A 19301-nucleotide genomic window follows, 5' to 3' on the forward strand; every position below is an offset into this window, starting at 1 on the left:
TCGAGACCTCGTGCACAGTGAGGTCGTGGCCAGTCGAAGCGCAGACCAGAGGGACTCCACCCGCGAGTCCAGGAACGGCGGCACCCCCCAGCTGGACGCCGTCTCCCTCGCCATCATCCAGCAGCTCCAGGAGGACGGCCGCAGGCCGTACGCCGCGATCGGCAAGGCGGTCGGGCTCTCCGAGGCGGCCGTGCGCCAGCGCGTCCAGAAGCTGCTGGACCAGGGCGTGATGCAGATCGTCGCCGTCACGGACCCGCTCACCGTGGGCTTCCGCCGGCAGGCGATGGTCGGGATCAACGCCGAGGGCGATGTCGAGAAGATCGCGGACGCGCTGACTGACATGTCGGAAGTCGAGTACGTGGTGATGACCGCGGGCTCGTTCGACATCCTCGCCGAGATCGTCTGCGAGGACGACGACCACCTGCTGGACGTCATCAACAAACGCATCCGGTCCCTGCCCGGAGTGCGCTCCACCGAGAGCTTCGTCTACCTGAAGCTGAAGAAGCAGACCTACATGTGGGGAACCCGATAACCGTGAGGACCCGATAACCGTGAGCAGCAAGGACCTCAGCCGCACCGCGTACGACCACCTGTGGATGCACTTCACCCGCATGTCCTCGTACGAGAACGCCCCCGTCCCGACCATCGTCCGGGGTGAGGGCACCTACATCTACGACGACAAGGGCAAGCGCTACCTCGACGGTCTCGCGGGTCTGTTCGTGGTCCAGGCCGGTCACGGCCGCACGGAACTCGCCGAGACCGCCTTCAAGCAGGCCCAGGAGCTGGCCTTCTTCCCGGTGTGGTCCTACGCCCACCCGAAGGCCGTCGAGCTGGCCGAGCGCCTGGCCGACTACGCCCCGGGCGACCTGAACAAGGTCTTCTTCACCACCGGCGGCGGCGAGGCCGTCGAGACCGCCTGGAAGCTCGCCAAGCAGTACTTCAAGCTGCAGGGCAAGCCGACCAAGTACAAGGTCATCTCGCGTGCGGTCGCCTACCACGGCACCCCGCAGGGCGCCCTGTCCATCACGGGTCTGCCCGGCCTGAAGGCGCCCTTCGAGCCGCTCGTCCCGGGCGCGCACAAGGTGCCGAACACCAACATCTACCGCGCCCCGCTCTTCGGTGACGACCCCGAGGCCTTCGGCCGTTGGGCCGCCGACCAGATCGAGCAGCAGATCCTCTTCGAGGGCCCGGACACCGTCGCCGCGGTCTTCCTGGAGCCGGTGCAGAACGCCGGCGGCTGCTTCCCGCCGCCGCCCGGCTACTTCCAGCGCGTGCGCGAGATCTGCGACAAGTACGACGTCCTGCTCGTGTCGGACGAGGTCATCTGCGCCTTCGGCCGCCTCGGCACGATGTTCGCCTGCGACAAGTTCGGCTACGTCCCGGACATGATCACCTGCGCCAAGGGCATGACCTCGGGCTACTCCCCGATCGGCGCCTGCATCATCTCCGACAAGCTCGCCGAGCCGTTCTACAAGGGCGACAACACCTTCCTGCACGGCTACACGTTCGGCGGCCACCCCGTGTCGGCGGCCGTGGGCCTGGCCAACCTCGACCTGTTCGAGCGCGAGGGCCTGAACCAGCACGTGCTGGACAACGAGGGCGCGTTCCTGCAGACCCTGCAGAAGCTGCACGACCTGCCGATCGTCGGCGACGTCCGCGGCAACGGCTTCTTCTACGGCATCGAGCTGGTGAAGGACAAGAACACCAAGGAGTCCTTCAACGAGGAGGAGACCGAGCGCGTCCTGTACGGCTTCCTCTCCAAGGCGCTGTACGACAACGGCCTGTACTGCCGCGCCGACGACCGTGGCGACCCGGTCGTCCAGCTCGCCCCGCCGCTGATCTCCAACCAGGAGACGTTCGACGAGATCGAGCAGATCCTGCGCGCGACGCTGTCGGAGGCGTGGACCAAGCTCTGATCATCCGACTGGATGACCGACACCGGCCCCGGTGCCGTCCGTTCGAGTGAGAACGGCGGCCCGGGGCCGTGTGCTGTCCGGCCTCCCGGCGGCGGCTGCCTAGCGTTCCAGTGACCGATCGGCCCAGCCTTCGTTCCCCCGTACGAGGGACGAGGCACGGGAAAACGGATCAGAACCGAGGTGTACGCCCATGGAGGCCCCGCCGGACAACGACGTGCTCTGGGCACGCTCCCTGCACTTCAGGCATCCCGACGGCTCCCCAGGACTGGCCGGGATCTCGCTCGGCGTGCGCGAGGGCGAGATCCTCGCCGTCACCGGCCCGCGCGGCAGCGGCAAGACGACCCTGCTGCGCTGTCTGTCCGGCCTGGTGCCGGTGCCCAGCGGCGAGGTGTGGTTCAACAGCGCGCCCATGCACACCCTGGGCCCGATGCGCCGGGAGCGGCTGCGCCGGGACCGCTTCGGCTGGATCGACCCGGAGCCGGTCCTGGTCCCCGAGCTGAACGTCTGGGAGAACGCCGCGCTCCCCCTGATGCTGCGCGGCATCGGCCGCCGCAGGGCCAAGATCAGGGCGCTGGAGTGGCTGGAACGGCTCGACGTCGGCGACCGGGTCCGCAACCGCCCGCACCAACTGCAGCAGGCCGAGCGCCAGCGCGTCGCCATCGCCCGGTCCCTGGCCACGGCCCCCACGGTCCTCTTCGCCGACGAGCCCACGGCTCCCCTGCACCGCGCCGACCGCACGCACGTGCTGCGCACGCTCACCTCGGCCGCCCGCTCGCACGGCATCACGGTCGTCCTCGCCACGCACGACCCCGACACCGCCGCCCTCGCCGACCGCACCGTGGCCCTGCTGGACGGCCGGCGCGTCAGCACCGTGCATCTGCCCGACGCCCCCGAGACGGAAGGCCGCGCCGCGTGGTCGCTCTCCGTCTGACCGGGGCGGCCCGGCCCGCCGTCCAACTGCGCCGCCTGCTGGTGGCGGCGGCCTCGGCCGGCACCGGCTTCCTCCTGCTGTCCTGCTTCGGCTACGCCCTGAACCACCCCGAGGCCGCGGACGCCGCCGCGCTGCGGCTCGCCTGGTGCACCGTGCCGCTCGCCGCCACGGTGTACTTCGCGCTCGCCGTCGCCCGCACCGACCCCGGCACCCGGCCGCGCACGGGCCTGTCCGCCGTCGGCCTGGGTCCGGCGCGCCTGATGGCGTACGCCGCGCTGACCACGGCCCTGTCCTGCACGGTGGGCTCGCTGCTCGCCCTACTGGTCTTCCTCCAGCTGCGCGGCGACCTCGCGGGCGCGCCCTTCCACGGCGCGACGACGGACTTCCTGGCCGCGGGCAGACACCTGCCCGTCCCGGCAACCCTGACCCTGCTGGGCCTGGTCCCGGCCGCCGCCTCGACCGCGGTGGCCCTCACCCTGCGCCCGAAGGACCCCCGCCCCGCCACCCCGCTCCTGCGCAGGTACGGCCGATTCGGGGCGTACGGCTACTCGGTGGCCCGGGAGACGTTCGGGACGTACGGAAGGTTCGGGGCGCGACGGCGGCCGGGGGCGGCCGGGGCCCCTCGCGACGAGCACGGCCAGGCGGACGACGGCGCACAGCCCGGGGGCCGGCCGGGGGGCGCGCGCGACGAGGGCGAACGGCCCGAGGACGCACGCGCCCACGGAGCACAGTCCGGGGGCAGCACGGGTGCCCACGGCGAACAGCCCGGCGGCACAGGTGCCTACGGCGAGCGACCCGGCCACCGGCCGGCGAGCGCACGCGACCACGGCCCGCAACGCGATCCCCACCTCGCGGGCAGCCGTGACGACGGCGCACCACCCCATCCGCATTCCGCAGGCAGTCGTGCCACCGCGGCGGCATCGGTCGGCGCGGACGGCAACCACACAGCGCCGGGCAGCGAGACCGACCCCGAGCCCCCGGCCCCGGACTGGACCGACGGCACCCTGCGACCCCCCAAAGACGCCCCCGTCGGCCTCCCTTGGGGCATCGCCCTCCTCGCCACCGGCCTCGCCGCCCAGGCCTACGCCGACCACTCGAACGCCGCCGTGCTCCTCGGCTGGCTCCTCACCGCGACCGGCCTGGTGCTGGCCGCCCCCGGCCTGACCCACCTGTGCGGCCTTCTCCTGCAGTGCTCCCGCCCGGGCGCCCTCCGCCTCCTCGCCGGCCGGGTCCTCATGACGGAGGCCACCCGCATCGGCCGCCCCCTGGGCGTGGTCTGCGCGGTCGGGTCCGCCGGCTACGCCATGACCACGCTGTACGCGGGCTCGGCACCGGCGTTCGGCCCCCTGACCACCTTCGCCGCGCTCCTCGTCACCGGCTGCACGGTCGCCACCCTCCTCACCGCGGCCGTGGAGACCCGCCAGTGCCGGGCCGACACGACCGCCGCGCTGCTCCGGCTCGGCGCCCCGGCCTCGATGCTGCGCGCCGCCGCGGCCCTGCGCGCGGCGGCCCTGCTGACGCTGTTCGGCCCGCTCACCCTGGTCGTCGCCGCCCTGGCGGCCCTCCCGAGGGACCGGTGAAAAAGATCTCCGCCGACCGATGAGTTCTCCCGTGGCCCCCGGTCTACCCACCGAACACACCGACCCCGGCGATGAACCACCACAGACCACCACGGACCACCACGGGAGAGAGACCCATGTACCAGCAGATGATCTTCGTGAACCTGCCCGTGAACGACCTCGACGCCTCGAAGAAGTTCTTCACGGAGCTCGGCTACACGATCAACCCGCAGTTCAGCGACGAGAAGGCCGCCTCCGTGGTGATCAGCGACACCATCGTCGCGATGCTGCTCACCAAGCCGTTCTACGCGACCTTCACCGACAAGGAGATCGCCGACGCCGCGAAGACCAGTGAGGTGCTGGTCGCGCTGAGCGCCGAGAGCCGCGAGAAGGTCGACGAACTGGTGGACAAGGCCCTCGCGGCGGGCGCCACCCCGAGCGGCCGGACCCAGGACCACGGCTTCATGTACGGCCGGGCCTTCGACGACCTCGACGGCCACACCTGGGAGGTCATCTGGATGGACCCCGCGGCGGTCCAGGGCTGACACCTAGCATGGGCGGGTGCATCCGACACCCGCCCAGCCTGCCGCCCACGACCGCGAGATCGAGTCCCTCGCCGAGTTCGACGAGGTCGTCGCCGAGCACGGCACACTCGCCGGATACCGCTTCCAGGCCGTCGACCTGACAGGCCGTACGGAAGCCCTGCTCACCCTCGACACCACGGGCGCCGTCTTCCTCGGCTGCCCGATGGCCCCCGAGGCCGCCGCCCACGTCCGGTCGGCCGGCGCCCTCGTCTTCCCGCCCGTACCGGGCCTCCCCTTCGACCCGTACCGCGCCTTCGCCTACACGCCCGACGAACTCTTCGAGTCGCTGGAGAACGGCTACGAGGCGACGGTGGACGCCAAGACCTACGCCTGGTTCCAGGAGACGAAGGCCGACGGCGACATATTCGCCTCCATGCTCCGCTCGATCCACGACGACGCCGCCTCCGACGCCCTCGACGAACTCCTCGTCGGCGCCCGGGTGGTGGGTGTCATGGGCGGCCACGCGATGGCCCGCGGTACCGCCGAGTACGCCGGCGCCGCGCGGCTCGGCCGCGAGCTGGCCCGCGCCGGGTTCACGGTGGCCACCGGCGGCGGGCCCGGTGCGATGGAGGCCGCGAACCTCGGCGCGTACGCCGCCCCGTTCCGCGACGAGATGCTGCACGACGCCCTACGGCTCCTGGCGAAGACCCCCTCGTTCCGGCCGTCCGTCACCGACTGGGCGCGCGCCGCGTTCGAGGTCCGCGAACGCTGGCCGGGCGGCGGTGCGTCGGTGGGCATCCCCACCTGGTTCTACGGCCACGAGCCGCCCAACGCCTTCGCCGCGCACACGGCCAAGTACTTCGCCAACGCCACCCGCGAGGACGGCCTGCTGGCCCGCTCCGACGCCGGGGTCGTCTTCCTGCCGGGCGCCGCCGGGACCGTACAGGAGATCTTCGACAACGCGACGCCGAACTACTACGGGTCGCGCGGTGAGCCGACGCCGATGGTGCTGGTCGACGAGGAGCACTGGACACGAGAGTTGCCGGCCTGGCCGCTGTTGCGGTCGTTGGCACGGGGACGGTCGATGGAGTCCCGTATCGCCCTGGTTGACCGGATCGAGCAGGCCCCGGACGCGATCAAACGTCTCGGTGGTTAATAAGCGAGCAAAGTCAACGACTGTTGGTGGCATATGCGTTGACACTGCTTATGGAACGCTTATAGACCTGTGAGCCTCTTGGGGGTGATGGGGCCTCACCTCATCCGACGCCTCAAATCCCCTTAAACCCCCCGCAGTTATGCACTCTGTAAAGGACAAACGTGTCCATGACTCGCCGCAGCGCACACCGTACCGTGCGCATCCTGGGTGTTGCCTCCGCCTCGGCCGCCGTGGTGCTGGGTCTGTCCAGCTCCGCGCTCGCGTGCCAGATCGGTGACTTCTCGGCCGAAGCCACCTGTGTCGGTGGCAAGGGCCAGATCGTCATCACCGACACCGACTCGTCCCGCACCACCGCTCACATCACCGTGTTCGAGACGAATGACGCTGTCGACACGAAGGTCGCCGAGACGGACGTCAAGGGTTCCGCCGAGGGCACGAAGACCCCGATCGACGTGGACTGGAAGGCCAAGACCACCTACCGCATCAACGTCAAGGTCGACGCCGGCCGATTCCACTTCGACCAGTTCATCACCCCGGACCTGGTCACGCCGGCCGCGGCCTGTGAGACCGACTCCCCGACCCCGCCGGCCTCCTCGACGCCGAAGCCGTCGCCGTCGACGTCCGCTCCGAGCGGGTCGGCGACCCCGACTCCGTCGGCCTCCGAGTCCAGCTCCGCCCCGGCGAGCGCCGCGCCGAGCAACGCGCCCTCCCCGGCGGCCGGTGACTCGAACCTCGCCGAGACCGGTGCCAACTCCAACACCGGCCTGATCGCCGGCATCGCGGGCGCGCTGGTCGTCGTCGGCGGTGGCGCGGTCTACTTCGGCATGCGCCGTCGTGGAGCGCGCGGCAACGGCTGACGCCTCGCCCGCCTCACCAGTACGCCACCGCGGCCCGTCCCCCTATCCCCAGGGGACGGGCCGCGGTCGTATGCGGGGGGCAGGGTCAGCCGAAGGTGGCCCGCTCCAGCCAGAACTCCAGCAACTCGCGCTCGCCCAGCACCTCGAGCCCGGGCGCGTCCAGCGGCAGCCGCCGGTAGAAGGCCAGCAGCACGGAGGTGAGCGGTCCGCGCAGGGCGACCGTGGCCTTCTCGTGGCCGCGCCGCCAGGTGACTCCGTCCTCGCCCAGTTCGATCAGCCACTCGGCGTTCAGCGCGGGGGCGGCGTCGGTGGCGTGCAGGTGGATGCTGCGACCCGGGCCGCGCAGTTCCTTCGCCGCATCGTGCGGGATGTTCCGCTGCGCCCACTCCACGATCTCCAGCCACTCGTCCACCGCGTCGGCGGCGATCTCCGGCGCCACCTCGTACGGCAGTCCGGCCGCGAGCGTCGCGTCGGCGCGGTGCACGGTGATCTCGTGGGCCATCCGGCGCGCCCAGAACCCGGAGTTCGGCACTCCGGCCCAGGTCCACACCTTGGTGTCCGGCCCGGCCTCGCGCAGCGCGCCGACGACCAGCTCGCCGGTCTCCGCCAGCCAGGCGTCCAGGGCCCCGGCGTCGCCCCGCTGCCCCGGCCCGCCAGCCAGCGTGATCCGCTCCTCCGGGATGTTCTCCTGGGCCCGGCCGCGCACCAGGGCGTCCACCCAGCGCAGGGCGCCGCCCATATGTCGTACGAGGTCCTCCAGCGACCAGTCCGGGCAGGTCGGCACGGTCGCGGACAGGTCGGCGCCCGAGGTCACCACCGACCTCAGCTGCTCGACCTGGTGGGCGATTTCGTCGCAGTAGCGCTCATGCGCGAGCAGGGTCATGGCCCCCACCCTAGGGGCGCGATGATCAGTCGAGCACGACGATTTCGGCCGCGTCGAACTCCACGCCCACCCCGTCCCCGGCCTCGGGCGCCTCCCGCAGCGGGCATGCCGCCTCCAGACGCGGACCGTCCGCGGGCTGGAGGTGGACCGCCACATGGGTGCCCCTGAAGGTGCGCGCGGTCACCGTGCACGGAAGGCCGGTGTCGGCCGCCACGAGCCGTACCCCGGCGGGCCGGACCAGGAGCGTGCGCGCGCCCTGCGGGGAGCCGTCGGGGACCGGCAGCTTGCCCCAGGGGCTGTCGGCGGCCGTACCGGCGACGGTCGCCGGTACCACGTTGTCGAAGCCGAGGAAGCGGGCCACGAACGCGTCGGCGGGCCGCTGCCACACCTGGAGCGGGGTGCCGGACTGCGCGATCCGCCCGTCCCGCATCACCACCACCCGGTCGGCCAGCGCGAACGCCTCGCCCTGGTCGTGGGTGACGGCGAGTACGGTCGTACCCAACCGGCCGAACAGTTCCCGCAGTTCGACCACGAGGCGTTCGCGCAGCGAGCGGTCGAGCTGGCCGAGCGGTTCGTCGAGCATGAGCAGCCGGGGCCGGGGCGCCAGTGCCCGGGCGAGGGCGACGCGCTGCTGCTCGCCGCCGGACAGGGAGGCCACGGCGCGCCGGGCGGACCCGGGCAGCCCGACCAGGTCCAGCAACTGCCCGACCTCCGCGTCGCGTTCACCCTTGGCGATGCCGTGCATACGCGGCCCGAACGCCACGTTCGCGCCGACGTCCCGCTGCGGGAACAGCTGGTGGTCCTGGAACATCAGCCCGACGCCGCGCCGATGCGCGGGCACGCCCGACTGGTCGCGGCCGTCGAGCAACACGCGTCCGCCGGTGAGGGGCTGGAGCCCGGCGACCGCCCGCAGCAGGGTCGACTTCCCGCTGCCGCTGGGGCCCAGCACACACACCACCTCGTGCTCGGCGACGTCGAGATCGACGGCGTCGAGCACGGCCCGCCCGCCGAAGCGCACGGTCGCGGCATCGAGGCTCAGCAGCATCGAGAACTCCCCGGTCCGGTCAGCAGCATCAGAACTCCCCCGTCCGGTCGGTGCGCAGTCGCTCCAGGATCAGCAGCGCGGCGGCGCACACCACCATCAGAATCGTCGAAAGGGCCATCGCCTGGCCGTAGTTGAGGTCACCCGGGCGGCTGAGCAGCCGGGCCACGGCGACCGGGAGCGTCGGGTTGTCGGGCCGGGCGATGAACACGGTCGCCCCGAACTCGCCGAGCGAGACGGCGAACGCGAACCCGGCCGCGACCAGCAGCGCCCGCCCCACCATCGGCAGATCGACCTCCCGCCACACCCGCCAGGGCGAGGCCCCGAGCACGGCGGCGGCCTCCCGGAGCCGTACGTCCACCGCACGCAGCACGGGCAGCATGGTCCGTACGACGAAGGGGGCGCCGACCAGCGCCTGTGCGAGCGGGACGAGGATCCAGGACTGTCTGAGGTCCAGCGGCGGCTTGTCGAGGGCGATCAGAAAGCCGAAGCCGACGGTCACGGCGGAGACGCCGAGCGGCAGCATCAGCAGCGCGTCGAAGCCCCGGACCAGTCGTCCGGCATCCCGGCGGGCAAGCGCGGCGGCCGCGAGACCTCCGATCACGACGGCGATGGCGGTGGCGGCGACGGCGTACTGCAGCGAGGTCCACACCGCGTGCACGGGCGCCACCAGGAACGTACCGCCGTCGGAGTTCGTCAGCGCCCGGTAGTAGCCGAGGCCCGGCGCGTCCAGGGAGCGGCGGACGAGGACGGCGAGGGGCAGGACGAGCAGCAGCGCGATGGTGACCAGGACGCCGGCGAGCAGGGCCCACTGCCCGGCGCCGCGCGGCCGGCGGGCGGTCGCCCTCGGGTCGACGAGCCGCAGCGCGGTCTCCCGGCGCCGTACCGTCCAGGCGTGCACGGCGAGGATCGCGCCGACGGCGACGAACTGGACGAGGGTGAGGACGGCGGCCGTGGAGAGATCGAAGACCTCGGAGGTCTGCCGGTAGATCTCCACTTCGAGGGTGGAGAAGGTGGGGCCGCCGAGGATCTGGACGATGCCGAAGGAAGTGAAGGTGAACAGGAACACCATCAGGGCGGCGGCGGCCACGGCGGGCGCGAGGGCCGCGAGGGTGACCTTCCGCCAGGCGCCGAGCGGAGAGGCGCCCAGCATGCGGGCGGCCTCCTCCTGCCGGGGGTCGAGCTGGGACCACAGCCCGCCGACGGTCCGTACGACGACCGCGTAGTTGAAGAAGACATGGGCCAGCAGGATCGCCCACACCGTGGTGTCCAGCCGTACGCCCCACAGCTCGTCCAGCAGCCCGTCGTGCCCGACGAGGGCGAGGAACGCGCTGCCGGCGACGACGGTCGGCAGCACGAACGGGACGGTGACGACGGCCCGCAGCACCTGCTTGCCCGGAAAGTCGAGACGGGCGAAGACGTACGCGGCGGGCAGCGCGAGCAGCAGGGTGAGCGCGGTGGAGGCGAGCGCCTGCCAGGTGGTGAACCACAGCACGTGCCGGATGTCCGGCTGGGCGACCACGTTCGCGATCCGCCCCAACTGCCAGGCGCCGTCCACCTTCAGCCCGCGCGCGACGATCGCGGCCACGGGCCAGGCGAAGAACAGCGCGAAGAACGCGACGGGCAGGGCCATCAGCCCGAGCCGCGCCGCGCTCCCGCGCCGGTCCCTCGTGCGGGGGGCTACTTCAGTACGAGCGAGGTCCACGACTTGACCCACTGGTCGCGGTTGGCGGCGATCTTGCCGGGAGCCATGGTCTCGGGGTGCTGGGCGGCCTTGCCGTACTCGGTGAACTCGGCGGGGACCTTCGCGCCCTGCACCACCGGGTAGACGAACATGTTCAGCGGCATGTCCTGCTGGAACTCCTTGGAGACCAGGAAGTCGATGAACGCCTTGGCGCCCTTGGGGTTCTTGGCGTTGCTGAGCAGCCCGGCGAACTCGATCTGCCGGAAGCAGGTGCCGTACGACACCCCGGTCGGGGCGGTGCTGGGCCGCTTCTTGGCGTAGATGACCTCGGCGGGCGGGGAGGAGGCGTACGACACGACGAGCGGCCGGTCGCCACCCGCCTTCTTGCCCTCCGAGGAACCGGAGAACTCCTGGTAGTAGGCCTGCTCCCAGCCGTCGACGACCTTGACGCCGTTGGCCTTGAGCTTCTTCCAGTAGCCCTGCCAGCCGGTGTCGCCGAACTGCGCGGCGCTGCCGAGCAGAAAGCCGAGGCCCGGCGAGGAGGTGGCGGCGTTCTCGGTGACGAGGAGGTTCTTGTACTGGGGCTCGGCGAGGTCGGCGAACGACTGCGGCGGGGTCAGACGGTGGTCGGCGAAGTACTTCTTGTCGTAGTTGACGCAGATGTCGCCGTAGTCGATCGGCGTGACCCGGTGCTTGTCCTTGTCGAGCTGGTAGGCGGCGCCGGTCTTGTCGAGGCCCTTGGCCGTGTACGGCTGGAAGAGGCCGTTGTCGAGGGCGCGGGACAGCAGGGTGTTGTCGACGCCGAAGAAGACGTCGCCCTGCGGGTTGTCCTTGGTCAGGATCGCCTTGTTGACGGCCTGCCCGGCGTCGCCGTCCTTGAGGACGTGGACCTTGTACCCGGTCTGCTTCTCGAAGTCCTTGAGCACGCTCTTGGACACGGCCCACGAGTCGTGGCTCACGAGCGTCACGTTCTTGGAGTCCGCGGACGACGTGGTGTGGCCGCCGGAACCGCACGCGGACAGGCTGATCAGGCCGAGCCCGACCGCCACGGCCACGAAGGTCTTGTTGTGCACTGGATGTCCTCCTGGGGTTGGCCAGGAAGAGACGCGGCCCTGCCCGGGCTCCGCTGGGGAGACCCGGGTAGGGCGCAACAGCTTGAGTGATGACCGAACTCCCTACCCAGAATGACCTGGGCGAGGTTCAGAGGGTCTGCGGCCCTGTCCGCCGCACTCTCAGCGCTGTGGCGCTCCCCTGTCGGAATATGAAGATGTGATGAGACGTAATCGAACGCAGCCAGATTACCGCTCGGTGGCCGCCAGCTGACCACAGGCCCCGTCGATCTCCTGGCCCCGGGTGTCCCGGACGGTGACGGGCACACCATGGGCGGCGATGGCCTCCACGAACGCCTTCTCGTCCTCGGGCCGCGAGGCGGTCCACTTGGACCCCGGCGTCGGGTTCAGCGGAATGAGGTTGACGTGCACGGGCTTGCCCCTGAGCAGCCGCCCGAGCCGGTCACCCCGCCATGCCTGGTCGTTGATGTCGCGGATGAGCGCGTACTCGATGGACAGCCGGCGCCCGCTCTTCTCGACGTACTCGAACCCGGCGTCCAGCACCTCGCGCACCTTCCAGCGCGTGTTCACGGGCACGAGGGTGTCGCGCAGCTCGTCGTCGGGGGCGTGCAGGGAGATCGCGAGCCGGCACTTGAAGCCCTCGTCGGCGAACCGGTGGATGGCCGGCACGAGCCCGACGGTGGACACGGTGATCCCGCGCTGGGAGAGCCCGAGCCCGTCCGGGGCGGGATCGGTGAGCGCCCGGATCGCACCCACGACCCGCTTGTAGTTGGCGAGCGGCTCACCCATGCCCATGAAGACGATGTTGGAGAGCCGGGCAGGCCCACCGGGCACCTCGCCGTCCCTCAGCGCCCGCATCCCGTCCACGATCTGGTGGACGATCTCCGCGGTGGACAGATTCCGGTCGAGGCCCGCCTGCCCGGTCGCGCAGAACGGACAGTTCATGCCACAGCCCGCCTGCGAGCTGATGCACATGGTGACCCGGTCCGGGTACCTCATCAGCACGGACTCGACGAGGGTCCCGTCGAACAGCCGCCACAGCGTCTTGCGGGTGGTCCCCTGGTCGGTCGACAGATGCCGGACGACGGTCATCAGCTCGGGGAACAGCGCTTCCTGGAGCTTGGCACGCGATCCGGCGGGGATGTCGGTCCACTGCTCCGGGTCGTGCGCGTACCGCGCGAAGTAGTGCTGCGAGAGCTGCTTGGCACGGAACGGCTTCTCACCGGTCTCGGCCACCGCGTCCTTGCGCTCGGCGGGCGTGAGATCGGCAAGATGCCGCGGCGGCTTCTTGGCTCCGCGCGGGGCGACGAAAGTGAGTTCTCCGGGTTCAGGCATGGCCATACCAGTGTCGCAGATCGAATCGGGTGGCCCGGAGGGCGTGGGCACGGGACGGTCGTCGTTGCTGCCACCTGTGAAGTTCTGCCGAGGAACGGTCGGGTTTCCTGATCGGCCCTTGTCCGGTCCCCTGCCCTGGCGTAACCACGATTCCATGAACCTTTTCGGCCGCAACTCCTTCCACCGGCGCACGCAGCAGTCCGCCGTGCCCGTGGCGACCGCCGCTCCGGCGGCCGGTGCCACCGGTACCGCCGTTCTTCCCGATCCTGGGCTGGCGGGCCTCACCGGCGAGTGGCTGATCGATCCCGCGCACAGCAGGATCGGGTTCTCCGTGCGGCACGCGATGGTGACGACGGTGCGGGGCGCGTTCACCGAGTACGAGAGCCGGCTGTACTTCGACGGTCGCGATCCGGCCCGCTCCCGGGCCGACATCGTGCTGTACACGGCAAGTGTCGACACGGGGGTCGAGCAGCGTGACGCGCACGTGATCGGCCGGCAGTTCCTGGACGCCGGGGCGCACCCACGGATGACCTTCACGAGCACGGCCGTGCGGCTCGCGGGCCAGGACGTCTACCGCATGACCGGCGATCTCACGATCAAGGACACCAGCCGCCCCGTCGACCTGGAACTCACCTACATCGGTCACGTCGTCGACGCGTTCGGGGACGAGCGGGTCGGCTTCGACGGCACCACCACCATCAACCGCTCCGACTGGGGGCTGAACTACGACGCCCGGCTGGCCCAGGGCGGGGCCATGGTGAGCGAGAAGGTCCGCCTCCAGTTCGACATCGCCGCCATCCGGGCCACCTGAGGCTTCCGGCCAGGGCACTCCCTAACCGGCGGTGTGCTCCAGCCGCTCCTTGAGCAGCCGCTCGTTCTGCGGCAGTTCCCTGCGGACCTGGGGGCGTACGACGAGCGGGATCAGCACCCTGCCGACGCCGTGGCCCTCGAAGTCCAGGTCCACGGACACGCGGGTACGGCCGTCGGGGAGCGGGATGACCTCGCCGTGCACCCGGCCCCGGACCGGGCCGTCCGTGCCCTGCATGCTCCAGGAGCGCGGCGGTTCGAACTCGGTGACCCGCATGGTCGTCGGGACGTCGCGGCGGCCGACGTGGCGGGTGATCCGGAGCCGGGAGCCGAGTCCGAAGGGGCTGTCGTCCAGCTGCTCGACCGACACCGCGCTCTTCTGCCACTCCGGCAGGTGGGCCGGGTCGCTGAGGTAGGCCCAGACTTCTCCGGGACTCCGGTCGACGTCGATCTCTTCATGGAAGGCAGACATCGCGGCCTCCTTTCCCGGACAGAACAGAGGGCTCACCTCCAGATCGTCCCACCCCAGGGCCCGTACGACCAACGCCGACGGGCCCCCGCCCTGCGCACAGGACGAGGGCCCGGAAGCCGTACGACACGACGCTCAGGCTCACGCGGAGCCCGACGCGCGGCTCACGCGGAGCCGACGAAGAGCACCAGCAGCAGCCAGACCACCGGGGCCGTCGGGAGGAGGGAGTCCAGGCGGTCCATGATGCCTCCGTGGCCGGGGAGCAGGGTGCCCATGTCCTTGATGCCCAGGTCGCGCTTGATCATGGATTCGCCGAGGTCGCCCAGCGTGGCGCTGGCCGCGACCGCGAGGCCCAGCAGCAGGCCCTGCCACCAGGTGCCGTCGTCGATCAGGAACTGCATGCACAGCGCGCCCGCGACCATCGCGAACAGCACCGCGCCCGCCAGGCCCTCGCGGGTCTTGCCGGGGCTGATGCGCGGGGCCAGCTTGTTCCTGCCGAACCGCCAGCCGACCGCGTAGGCGCCGGTGTCGCTGACGACCGTCAGGAGGAGGAAGGTGAGGACGCGCCAGGGGCCGTCGGACGCGGTCAGCATCATCGCCACGAACGTGGCCAGGAACGGCACGTAGAACGCCGCGAAGACGCCCGCCGTGACGTCCTTGAGATAGCCCTCCGGCGACTCCGTCATCCGCCAGACCAGGACGGCCAGGGCGGTCAGCGCCATGGCGACCCAGGCGCCCTCGGCGCCACGGACGTACCCGGCGACCACCATCGCGGCACCGCCCACCGCGAGCGGCACCAGCGGCGCCTTGATGTCCTTGCGCTCGCGCAGTCTGCTGGTCAGTTCCCACAGGCCGACGACGACCGCGACCGCGATCACACCGACGAAGACGGCCTTCTCGACGAACAGGGACGCGACGATCACCACACCGAGCCCGACCCCGACGCCTATGGCCGCGCTCAGGTCACGGCCCGCGCTCTTCTTCTGCGGCGCTGGGGCCGGCTGGTGGGCGTCGGGCATGGGCTCCGGATTCTGCTTCTCGGCCAAAAGGGCGCGGCCCTGCGGGGGCTCGGGGCGGAACTCGCCCTGGAATTCCTGGAACAAGGGGCCGCTCCGCCGAGCAGCCCCCCGGTCGCCGCCCTCGTCCGCGCCGTACGCGCGCTCGTCGGGCACGACGGGCATGGGGCGAGTCTGTTGCGCCTCAGGCGCATCGTATGTGGGACCCGCCGGGACGGCCCCCGGGACAGGCTGGGCGGGCCCGCCCCCGGCGGGACCCCAGTACCCGGCCTGGCCCGCCGCTGGCGGCGCCCCCCAGGAAGAGTCGCTCATCAGACTTCGAGCAGCTCCGATTCCTTGTGCTTCAGGAGCTCGTCCACCTGGGCGACGTACTTCGCCGTGGTGTCGTCGAGGTCCTTCTCCGCACGGCGGCCCTCGTCCTCGCCGATCTCGCCGTCCTTGATCAGCTTGTCGATGGCGTCCTTGGCCTTGCGGCGCACGGAGCGGATCGAGATCTTCGCGTCCTCGCCCTTGCCCTTGGCGACCTTGATGTACTCGCGGCGGCGCTCCTCGGTGAGCTCGGGGAACACCACACGGATGATGTTGCCGTCGTTGCTGGGGTTGACGCCCAGGTCGGAGTCGCGGATCGCCTGCTCGATGTTGCGCAGCGCGCTCTTGTCGAACGGGGTCACGACCGCCATGCGCGGCTCCGGCACGGAGAACGAGGCCAGCTGGTTGATCGGCGTCGGGGCACCGTAGTAGTCGGCCACGATCTTGTTGAACATCGCCGGGTGCGCACGGCCGGTGCGGATCGCGGCGAAGTCCTCCTTGGCGACCACGACGGCCTTCTCCATCTTCTCCTCGGCCTCGAGGAGGGTCTCTTCGATCACCACTTGCTCCTGCGTGTCTTGAGTAAGGCCCGGCTGCGGTTCCACTGGCGGGCGGCGGCCGGCTGCGTCGCGTCTTCTTCCTGCACGGTTCCCGACCGGCAGGACATTGTCCATCCCCCAGCCAGGGTCCGGCCCCCTTACGGGGGCGCGCGCCACCGGCCGGGTTGATGCCGGGTCAGCCCCGGCTGCCCTGGTCACCCACCAGCGTGCCGATCTTCTCACCCTTGACGGCACGGGCGATATTGCCCTCCGCGAGGAGCTCGAAGACGAGGATCGGGAGCTTGTTGTCGCGGCACAGCGTGATGGCGGTGGCGTCGGCGACCTTGAGGTCGCGGGTGATGACCTCGCCGTAGCCGAGGGCGTCGAACTTGACGGCGTCCGGGTTGCGCTTGGGGTCGGAGTCGTAGACCCCGTCCACGCCGTTCTTGCCCATCAGCAGCGCCTCGGCGTCGATCTCCAGGGCGCGCTGGGCGGCGGTGGTGTCGGTGGAGAAGTACGGCATGCCCATACCGGCGCCGAAGATGACCACACGGCCCTTCTCCAGGTGGCGCACGGCGCGCAGCGGGATGTACGGCTCGGCGACCTGGCCCATGGTGATGGCGGTCTGCACCCGGCTGTCGATGCCCTCCTTCTCCAGGAAGTCCTGGAGGGCGAGGCAGTTCATCACGGTGCCGAGCATGCCCATGTAGTCGGAGCGGGCGCGGTCCATGCCGCGCTGCTGGAGTTCGGCACCGCGGAAGAAGTTGCCGCCGCCGATGACGACCGCGATCTGCGCGCCGTCCCGGACGACGGCCGCGATCTCCCGGGCGATCTTGTGCACCACGTCCGGGTCCACGCCCAGGCCCCCGCCGCCGGAGAACGCCTCTCCGGACAGCTTCAGCAGAAACCGGCCGTGTACTTTGCCGTCGTCGCTCTTCTGGGCCTTGGTGGTCATGGGAGATCCCGCCTCTTTCACGTGTTGCACATACGAAGAAGGCCATTGCCGATGGGGTCGCTTTTCGCTCCCATGCGCGGCAATGGCCTCCTCGTCAGATCTGCTGCCGTCCGCCCCACGCCGGGGTGTGGCGGTGTGCGCGGACGACTGCTGTCGACCCTACCGAGAATCTCCCGCGGGTCGCGCGTCGATCGCGGAACGGACTCAGATGCCGACCTTGATGCGCGAGAAGCGCTTCAGGGTGACACCGGCCTCGTCCAGCACCTTCTGGACCGACTTCTTGTTGTCGAGCGCGTACGGCTGGCCGAGCAGCGTGGCGTCCTTGAAGAAGCCGTTGAGCCGACCCTCGACGATCTTGGCGATCGCGGCCTCGGGCTTGCCCTCGGCGCGGGTGGTCTCCTCGGCGATGCGGCGCTCGGACTCGACGACGTCGGCCGGCACCTCGTCCTTGGAGAGGTACTTCGGCGCGAAGGCGGCGATGTGCTGGGCGACGCCCTTGGCGACCTCGGCGTTCGGCTTGTCCAGCTCGACCAGGACACCGATCTGCGGGGGCAGGTCGGGCATGGTGCGGTGCATGTAAGCGAGCACGAAACCGTCGGCGAACTGCGCGAAGCGGTCCAGGACGATCTTCTCGCCGAGGTTGGCGTTGGCCTCGTCCACGAAGGCCTGGACGGTCTTGCCGGGCTCGATCTCGGAGGCGAGCAGGGCCTCGAGGTCCGCCGGGTTCGTCTTGGCGACGTGCTCGGCGATGGCCTGGGCCACGGCCTGGAACTTCTCGCCCTTGGCGACGAAGTCGGTCTCGCACTTCAGCTCGACCAGGACGCCGGAGGAGTTGTCGTCGGCGATGATGGAGACCACGGCGCCGTTCTCGGCGGAGCGGCCCTCACGCTTGGCGACGCCCTTCTGGCCCTTGATGCGCAGCGCCTCGACGGCCTTGTCGACGCTGCCCTCGGCCTCGTCCAGTGCCTTCTTGCAGTCCATCATGCCGGCGCCGGTGAGCTCACGGAGCTTCTTGACGTCGGCGGCGGTGTAGTTCGCCATGAGTCTGTGAGTCTTTCTCGAAGTCTGGAAGATCTTCAGGTCTGCACGGTTGCGTTCCACATGTAGCCGCGGAACGCGTACGTCGTGCCGACCTGCGGGTGAACAGCGGGGGCGGACTTCACCGCGCCGGAGGCGCTGTGGCAAGCAGCACCGCCCCCGCCGTCAACGCGTGCGTCAGGCCTGCTCGCCCTCGGCGGCCGGAGCGTCAGCAGCCGGGGCCTCGGTGGCCGGAGCGTCAGCAGCCGGAGCGTCAGCAGCCGGAGCCTCGGCAGCCGGAGCCTCGGCGGCAGCCTCGGCCGGCTTCTCGGCCTCGTCGGCCTTCTTCTCACCCTCGAGCAGGTCGCGCTCCCACTCGGCGAGCGGTTCGCCCGCGGCCTTCTCGCCCTTCTCACCGGCGGCCACGCCGGAACGGGCGATGAGACCCTCGGCGACGGCGTCGGCGATCACACGGGTGAGCAGGGTGACGGAGCGGATCGCGTCGTCGTTGCCCGGGATCTTGTAGTCGACCTCGTCGGGGTCGCAGTTGGTGTCGAGGATCGCGACGACCGGAATGTTCAGCTTCCGGGCCTCACCGACGGCGATGTGCTCCTTCTTGGTGTCCACGATCCAGACGGCGCTCGGCACCTTCTGCATCTCGCGGATACCACCGAGGGTCTTCTCCAGCTTGGCCTTCTCGCGCGAGAGCACGAGAAGCTCCTTCTTGGTCAGACCGGACGCTGCGACGTCCTCGAAGTCGATCTGCTCGAGCTCCTTGAGGCGCTGCAGACGCTTGTAGACGGTCGAGAAGTTGGTGAGCATGCCGCCCAGCCAGCGCTGGTTGACGTAGGGCATGCCGACGCGGGTGGCCTGCTCGGCGATGGCCTCCTGCGCCTGCTTCTTGGTGCCGACGAACATGACCGTGCCGCCGTGGGCGACGGTCTCCTTGACGAACTCGTAGGCGCGGTCGATGTACGACAGCGACTGGAGCAGGTCGATGATGTAGATGCCGTTGCGCTCGGTGAAGATGAAGCGCTTCATCTTCGGGTTCCAGCGACGGGTCTGGTGACCGAAGTGGACGCCGCTCTCCAGCAGCTCCCGCATCGTGACGACGGCCATGGCCGTATCTCCTTGAGTTTCTCGGTTGTGCCGCGGATGCCGGACGGCTCCCGCGCCTGACGCCCGCGACGCGCCTTGCCGCGAAGGACCGAGAGGCGCTGACACCGGAGGGG

At 70.5% G+C, this 19301-nt stretch carries 19 protein-coding genes and 1 riboswitch; of the genes, 8 read left to right on the top strand and 11 right to left on the bottom strand.

Features of this window, described 5'->3' with window-relative positions:
• Positions 1-10 precede the first annotated feature (10 nt).
• From SRB17_RS36750 to SRB17_RS36780, 7 genes are all read left to right on the top strand, one after another.
• Positions 11-532: an Lrp/AsnC family transcriptional regulator gene (locus SRB17_RS36750; RefSeq protein ID WP_323376913.1), complete on the top strand. Its 522-nt coding sequence runs from the start codon at positions 11-13 to the stop codon at positions 530-532.
• 19 nt (positions 533-551) lie between these two features.
• Positions 552-1916 (top strand): aspartate aminotransferase family protein, encoded by a 1365-nt coding sequence (locus tag SRB17_RS36755; RefSeq protein WP_323376915.1) that lies wholly within the window; start codon positions 552-554, stop codon positions 1914-1916.
• 190 nt (positions 1917-2106) lie between these two features.
• Positions 2107-2847 (top strand): ABC transporter ATP-binding protein, encoded by a 741-nt coding sequence (locus tag SRB17_RS36760; RefSeq protein ID WP_153545214.1) that lies wholly within the window; start codon positions 2107-2109, stop codon positions 2845-2847.
• Positions 2829-4427 (top strand): hypothetical protein, encoded by a 1599-nt coding sequence (locus tag SRB17_RS36765; RefSeq protein WP_323376917.1) that lies wholly within the window; start codon positions 2829-2831, stop codon positions 4425-4427. The genes SRB17_RS36760 and SRB17_RS36765 overlap by 19 nt, the downstream gene beginning before the upstream one ends.
• Before the next feature lie 116 nt (positions 4428-4543).
• Complete coding sequence (locus SRB17_RS36770; protein ID WP_153545216.1) at positions 4544-4951, top strand: VOC family protein; 408 nt, start codon at positions 4544-4546, stop codon at positions 4949-4951.
• Between the two features lie 16 nt (positions 4952-4967).
• Complete coding sequence (locus SRB17_RS36775) at positions 4968-6086, top strand: LOG family protein (protein WP_323376920.1); 1119 nt, start codon at positions 4968-4970, stop codon at positions 6084-6086.
• 167 nt (positions 6087-6253) lie between these two features.
• Positions 6254-6943, top strand: coding sequence for an LAETG motif-containing sortase-dependent surface protein (locus tag SRB17_RS36780; RefSeq protein WP_153545218.1), 690 nt, complete (start codon positions 6254-6256; stop codon positions 6941-6943).
• Between the two features lie 85 nt (positions 6944-7028).
• Here the strand turns inward: SRB17_RS36780 and SRB17_RS36785 are convergent, their stop codons facing one another.
• From SRB17_RS36785 to rlmN, 5 genes are all read right to left on the bottom strand, one after another.
• Positions 7029-7826, bottom strand: a complete 798-nt coding sequence (locus SRB17_RS36785) for a maleylpyruvate isomerase family mycothiol-dependent enzyme (protein WP_153545220.1) — start codon at positions 7824-7826, stop codon at positions 7029-7031.
• A 25-nt stretch (positions 7827-7851) separates the two neighbouring features.
• The gene (locus tag SRB17_RS36790) at positions 7852-8871 is read right to left on the bottom strand and encodes an ABC transporter ATP-binding protein (protein ID WP_153545222.1); all 1020 of its coding nucleotides are present in this window, start codon (positions 8869-8871) and stop codon (positions 7852-7854) included.
• A 28-nt stretch (positions 8872-8899) separates the two neighbouring features.
• A complete protein-coding gene (locus SRB17_RS36795; RefSeq protein ID WP_153545224.1) occupies positions 8900-10501 on the bottom strand; it encodes an ABC transporter permease in 1602 nt (533 codons plus the stop codon).
• A 47-nt stretch (positions 10502-10548) separates the two neighbouring features.
• Positions 10549-11625 (bottom strand): thiamine ABC transporter substrate-binding protein, encoded by a 1077-nt coding sequence (locus tag SRB17_RS36800; RefSeq protein WP_323376925.1) that lies wholly within the window; start codon positions 11623-11625, stop codon positions 10549-10551.
• Positions 11626-11706: 81 nt separating this feature from the next.
• Positions 11707-11815, bottom strand: a riboswitch (TPP riboswitch).
• Positions 11816-11850: 35 nt separating this feature from the next.
• Positions 11851-12957, bottom strand: coding sequence for a 23S rRNA (adenine(2503)-C(2))-methyltransferase RlmN (rlmN, locus tag SRB17_RS36805; RefSeq protein WP_153545228.1), 1107 nt, complete (start codon positions 12955-12957; stop codon positions 11851-11853).
• Between the two features lie 154 nt (positions 12958-13111).
• On the opposite strand from rlmN, the gene SRB17_RS36810 reads away from it, so the two are divergent.
• Positions 13112-13768, top strand: a complete 657-nt coding sequence (locus SRB17_RS36810; RefSeq protein ID WP_153545230.1) for a YceI family protein — start codon at positions 13112-13114, stop codon at positions 13766-13768.
• A 21-nt stretch (positions 13769-13789) separates the two neighbouring features.
• On the opposite strand, the gene SRB17_RS36815 is transcribed toward SRB17_RS36810, so the two are convergent.
• The 6 genes from SRB17_RS36815 to rpsB all read right to left on the bottom strand — a co-directional run bounded on the left by SRB17_RS36815 (position 13790) and on the right by rpsB (position 19188).
• Positions 13790-14236 (bottom strand): SRPBCC family protein, encoded by a 447-nt coding sequence (locus SRB17_RS36815; protein WP_153545232.1) that lies wholly within the window; start codon positions 14234-14236, stop codon positions 13790-13792.
• A gap of 161 nt (positions 14237-14397) precedes the next feature.
• Positions 14398-15561, bottom strand: coding sequence for a phosphatidate cytidylyltransferase (locus tag SRB17_RS36820; RefSeq protein ID WP_153545234.1), 1164 nt, complete (start codon positions 15559-15561; stop codon positions 14398-14400).
• On the bottom strand, positions 15561-16118 hold the full coding sequence (gene frr, locus SRB17_RS36825) for a ribosome recycling factor (RefSeq protein ID WP_228623033.1): 558 nt from the start codon (positions 16116-16118) through the stop codon (positions 15561-15563). Before frr ends, SRB17_RS36820 begins: the two co-directional genes overlap by 1 nt.
• Before the next feature lie 175 nt (positions 16119-16293).
• On the bottom strand, positions 16294-17052 hold the full coding sequence (pyrH, locus tag SRB17_RS36830; protein ID WP_153545236.1) for a UMP kinase: 759 nt from the start codon (positions 17050-17052) through the stop codon (positions 16294-16296).
• A 204-nt stretch (positions 17053-17256) separates the two neighbouring features.
• Positions 17257-18093 (bottom strand): translation elongation factor Ts, encoded by an 837-nt coding sequence (gene tsf, locus SRB17_RS36835; RefSeq protein ID WP_153545238.1) that lies wholly within the window; start codon positions 18091-18093, stop codon positions 17257-17259.
• Positions 18094-18267: 174 nt separating this feature from the next.
• Positions 18268-19188, bottom strand: coding sequence for a 30S ribosomal protein S2 (rpsB, locus tag SRB17_RS36840; RefSeq protein ID WP_153545240.1), 921 nt, complete (start codon positions 19186-19188; stop codon positions 18268-18270).
• Between the last annotated feature and the right edge of the window lie 113 nt (positions 19189-19301).

Origin of the sequence: Streptomyces sp. RB17 (assembly GCF_009604455.1) — a bacterium.
Taxonomy (GTDB): Bacteria; Actinomycetota; Actinomycetes; order Streptomycetales; family Streptomycetaceae; genus Streptomyces.

Excerpts from the sequence above, each read along its gene's own strand:
- SRB17_RS36770 (WP_153545216.1), top strand. The coding sequence starts at position 4,544 with ATGTACCAGCAGATGATCTTCGTGAACCTGCCCGTGAACGACCTCGAC.
- rlmN (WP_153545228.1), bottom strand. The coding sequence starts at position 12,957 with ATGCCTGAACCCGGAGAACTCACTTTCGTCGCCCCGCGCGGAGCCAAG.
- SRB17_RS36785 (WP_153545220.1), bottom strand. The coding sequence starts at position 7,826 with ATGACCCTGCTCGCGCATGAGCGCTACTGCGACGAAATCGCCCACCAG.
- SRB17_RS36815 (WP_153545232.1), bottom strand. The coding sequence starts at position 14,236 with ATGTCTGCCTTCCATGAAGAGATCGACGTCGACCGGAGTCCCGGAGAA.
- SRB17_RS36810 (WP_153545230.1), top strand. The coding sequence starts at position 13,112 with ATGAACCTTTTCGGCCGCAACTCCTTCCACCGGCGCACGCAGCAGTCC.
- SRB17_RS36820 (WP_153545234.1), bottom strand. The coding sequence starts at position 15,561 with ATGAGCGACTCTTCCTGGGGGGCGCCGCCAGCGGCGGGCCAGGCCGGG.
- SRB17_RS36780 (WP_153545218.1), top strand. The coding sequence starts at position 6,254 with ATGACTCGCCGCAGCGCACACCGTACCGTGCGCATCCTGGGTGTTGCC.
- SRB17_RS36795 (WP_153545224.1), bottom strand. The coding sequence starts at position 10,501 with ATGGCCCTGCCCGTCGCGTTCTTCGCGCTGTTCTTCGCCTGGCCCGTG.
- tsf (WP_153545238.1), bottom strand. The coding sequence starts at position 18,093 with ATGGCGAACTACACCGCCGCCGACGTCAAGAAGCTCCGTGAGCTCACC.
- rpsB (WP_153545240.1), bottom strand. The coding sequence starts at position 19,188 with ATGGCCGTCGTCACGATGCGGGAGCTGCTGGAGAGCGGCGTCCACTTC.
- SRB17_RS36790 (WP_153545222.1), bottom strand. The coding sequence starts at position 8,871 with ATGCTGCTGAGCCTCGATGCCGCGACCGTGCGCTTCGGCGGGCGGGCC.
- SRB17_RS36760 (WP_153545214.1), top strand. The coding sequence starts at position 2,107 with ATGGAGGCCCCGCCGGACAACGACGTGCTCTGGGCACGCTCCCTGCAC.
- pyrH (WP_153545236.1), bottom strand. The coding sequence starts at position 17,052 with ATGACCACCAAGGCCCAGAAGAGCGACGACGGCAAAGTACACGGCCGG.